We start from the raw sequence: 3,806 nt of genomic DNA, 5'->3' as shown, positions 1-3,806 counted from the left end.
GCGACCTCTTCATACTCTGTTCCCGGCAACCACAATGCGCTCAAAGACAATCCCGTTTCATTCAATCCATCTGAAATTGCTGTGGGAATATCAAAAGCATTCAATCCCACAAATCCATATTTATTTTCCCACGAGACCGATTCAGACCCATCGGGCATATGACTACTAAAACTGTCACCCCTGTTGAAGAAGACAACTTTCGAGTTCAGAGGATATGAAAACTCCATACTTCTACCTGAGATAACTAAACCATTGTTTTTTTCAGGCGAAAGAAGAAACTCCGTACATCCAATTGAAACAGAAAGGAAAGCTACTAAAAGAGCAAAGATCACTGTAAATTTTCTCATCCAATTACCTCCTTTTTGCGAGAAATCCAAGAACAGTAATGACGATAGAACCATGAACTCCATGAGAGGTTTCCAGAAATCGAACGCAGAAAACAAGAATTTACAAGAAGTATAAACTAAATCAGGAGCCATATAAGCATTATACCTCAACTGTACTTTGAAGATTTTTCATTTCTGAGCAGTAATATGCAAGAAAAGAAAAGATGGAATCTTGATTGATACATTCCGATCCCATCTCAAGTTTGAAAGATCTAGTTAATTCCGATTACCAGAAAATCAGTGTTTCTATGCAGCCTCCTTGCCCATGAATGCAAGAACTATGTGGTTTACACCAAAAACCAGCAGCGTTATTCCAATCATTACAGCAACCGACAGACCGGCAATGAGAGGATGTAGAATTAGTATTATTCCACCGAATAACACAAGCACATTGAAGACAATGCTCAGAAAGTAGATTCCCTTTCCCGCCGGTTTCAACTGATCGGCGTTTATCAGGTTGTTAATGGCATCCACAATAAACCATATCGCTATTATGAAAGCAAACACATTTGCGGCAAAAAGCGGTCTGAAGAGAAATATTACCCCCGTAATAGCCAACAATATTCCTAGAATTAGCGCGAAGAAGACCTTAGCTCCGGTTCGGTTTTCAAGTTTGAAGAAGGCAACTATCAACATAATTCCACGAACAAGAACAACGATACCTAACATTATTGCAAGGGTAAGGAACGTTGCAAGAGGATTACTCAGAGAAAAAACACCTCCAATTATCAACACGAAACCCACTAGAAGAGAGATCCAGTCGAACTTCTTTGCTTCTGCCATGCTATCCACCACCTTTACCCGTTAACATAAGAACGGGTCTTTTTTAGATCATTTGCTTTTTGTAAGAATCAAGCGCCATTGTGTTCCATGAAGCCCAACGGAGCTCCACCTGACTTCTTTCACGACAACAAGGTCCATTCCACGAGAAAAGAAACTGTATTCTCCCACCCCAGATTCCTTTTGAGTTATCTCGGTACCCAGCACTCTTAGTTCCTCAAATGGTTCGTAAAGTCGGTCGGCGAAGAGGTTCCTGCCTATCTCCATTTCATCCTGGTCGTAGAATATCAAGCCATCCGGCTGCATGACCCAGAACTCATAGGGTTCATAGTTATTCGGCATTATGAGGGGTGCCAGAAAGGTTTCCGGCTTTATCAGGAAGCTTAGAGAACCTGAGAGTTGACCTTCCTTAGTAAATACTGGCCATTCAAGATCAAGAGCGGGGAAGCCCTCAACAGCAACAAAACTCTGACTCAATACAGGTAATCCCCTCCTATGGAGTTCAACTACCTGTTCTTGATCTCCAATCCAGTCTCCTTCCACATAATCGAATTCATCAGGGTATATGTACTTCAAAACGCCTTCCATGTCTATGAATGATACGTTTACAACCTGGGGATTGTTTAAGTACAGATCTTTAAGAATTTTCCTTACGCCGGAAGGGTCCTGAAGAACCCTTCTTATATCTTCCGCTCCTTTTGCAAGGGAACTGTCCATGATGTTGAACTGCTCCTGAATTTTTTTCTGTACACTCTTAAGCAGAAGATCCATATCCTTCTTTTCGGCAACATCATCGATCGATTTGGATATCACAAATGTCCAGCCACCATGTGTTGATTTCTTGAAGTACGCAGTATTCAAACTCTCACCGTTTGAATAAATCAAACTCCCGTTGTCAGTTGAGAGTCCTTTCAATCTCTCGCTTAAACCGACCACCGGGTAGTCCAGAGAACCAAGTAGAAGTGCGGTTTCGTCTGTCATAGCAAGTGAATTCTGTGCATCGAAGACGTAGAAGTGAATATCTGGAAGGAGAATTAAACGTTCTATCAGTGAGAAATTCCAGTTATCAAAAAAGGCAGATAGACCTACGAAAGCCGAAATCTCACCGTTATCCTTAACAGGAACTGCGAAAACTATCGATCTCTTTCCCGTAGAACGACTAAGTACCTGATAACCCAGTACCTCTTTTCCCTCCAGAAGATCAGGAAAGTAGCCGCGATTCGCCAGGTTCAAACCGGTCCAGTCTCTTTGAACGGTATAATATCCGCCATCCGCGAGAATATATAAACCAAGACCTTCATACTCCATGTTGAATTTCTCAAGCATGGGTCGGATGAATGACCAGTCTCCAGACTTCACTTCACCACAGGATGCAAGAATCCTAAGTGAACTCATAATTCCCAAGAGCCGTTCTTCAAAAGACGTCATGATAAGGTTAAGAATGCTCTGAGCTGGTATCGACCAGTCTGTGATAACTTCATCAACTATGTCGGTCCAGCCGATATTTAGCTCTATATTCCACTTACCGAGAGCTTCAATATTGAGAAGTGTTTTCGGATTTTTCGAAGTCTCTATCTCGATTTCTGATGCGGAACTTCCTGAGAGGATCCTAGATGCCAAAATCGCTGCCTGTTTTCCCTCTTCAAAACCAGGATTTACGACTCCACCGACGGCTCCGTCTCGAACAATGAAGTCAGATACACCGAAGACGGGACCAGAGGAGTTTTCCACCGTCCACTGTATCACGTCACGAGCGTTGACTGTGTTGCCAGATATGTCCTCGATTGTTCTCACTGTGAGAAGAACGACCGCTTCACGCCGAGACACACCCTCTACGTACTTTTTCCAATCATCAAAAACCTTGAATCCTTCAATCTCTACCGGTTTATCTTTGAAATCGAGATTCTGTAGCTGTTCTTTCATTCCCTCAAAGGTCTCGCTGTTGTCTCCTATAAAACGAATGGTCTCAATTTCAGGAAAGAGTTCAAGTATCATCGAGTTGGTTTCACGAGCGAAGATCACTTCTTTCACACCGGTTTGATTCGCGTTGGTTGAATAATGAACCGAAGGATCGAGATTTACACCACAGAAAATAACCGGCGCATCGAGATAATCCTTTGCGAAATATTCCATCGCATTGTCATCACAGGCGATCAATATGTCCGGATTGAAAACAGACGCCTCTTCTGAGGCCAACACCCCGGACTTGATCTTCCATTCTTCCGAAGTCTGAATGCGGGTGTCCATGTAGAAGACTTTCCACTCGAACGAAGGATCGGACAATACGGTCTGAATACCGTCAAGAAGCTCTTTAGACCAAATGTAATCATTATCATAGCTCTGTACGACCATAATCTTCGTAGCCACAATATGAGAGCAAAATATAATTGAAAGAAGAAAAATGACCAATAATATTTTTCTCATTGAGAAACCACCCGTAGAAATAATTGGACCCCAAACAAGTGGATTATATGATATACGAACTCAAACCCAAGACAATCTAGAGTGTGTGATACTGCGGCAGATGACATGACTCAGACTTAGAATGCCGGAGATCCCTTTAAATCATGTTTTTGAATTAAGATTCTTCGTTTGTTTCTTCCTAAAAAACTGTACCGCTGCAAAATCATTTGTTATCAT

Annotated in this window: 3 protein-coding genes; all 3 read right to left on the bottom strand. The window is 42.1% G+C overall.

All coding sequences use genetic code 11. The features are described 5' to 3' along the window. Positions 1–479, bottom strand: a 479-nt coding sequence (locus ENN47_08795; protein ID HDP78261.1) for a linear amide C-N hydrolase, incomplete at its 3' end; no start/stop codon positions are given. 153 nt (positions 480–632) lie between these two features. Next, complete coding sequence (locus ENN47_08790; protein HDP78260.1) at positions 633–1,169, bottom strand: hypothetical protein; 537 nt, start codon at positions 1,167–1,169, stop codon at positions 633–635. A 48-nt stretch (positions 1,170–1,217) separates the two neighbouring features. After that, positions 1,218–3,590, bottom strand: coding sequence for a hypothetical protein (locus tag ENN47_08785; protein HDP78259.1), 2,373 nt, complete (start codon positions 3,588–3,590; stop codon positions 1,218–1,220). Between the last annotated feature and the right edge of the window lie 216 nt (positions 3,591–3,806).

Source organism: Mesotoga infera (assembly GCA_011045915.1).
In the GTDB taxonomy this organism is placed as follows: domain Bacteria; phylum Thermotogota; class Thermotogae; order Petrotogales; family Kosmotogaceae; genus Mesotoga; species Mesotoga infera_D.
The sequence above is the reverse complement of the archived record's forward strand: the minus strand, read 5'-3'. Positions and strand labels throughout refer to the sequence as shown.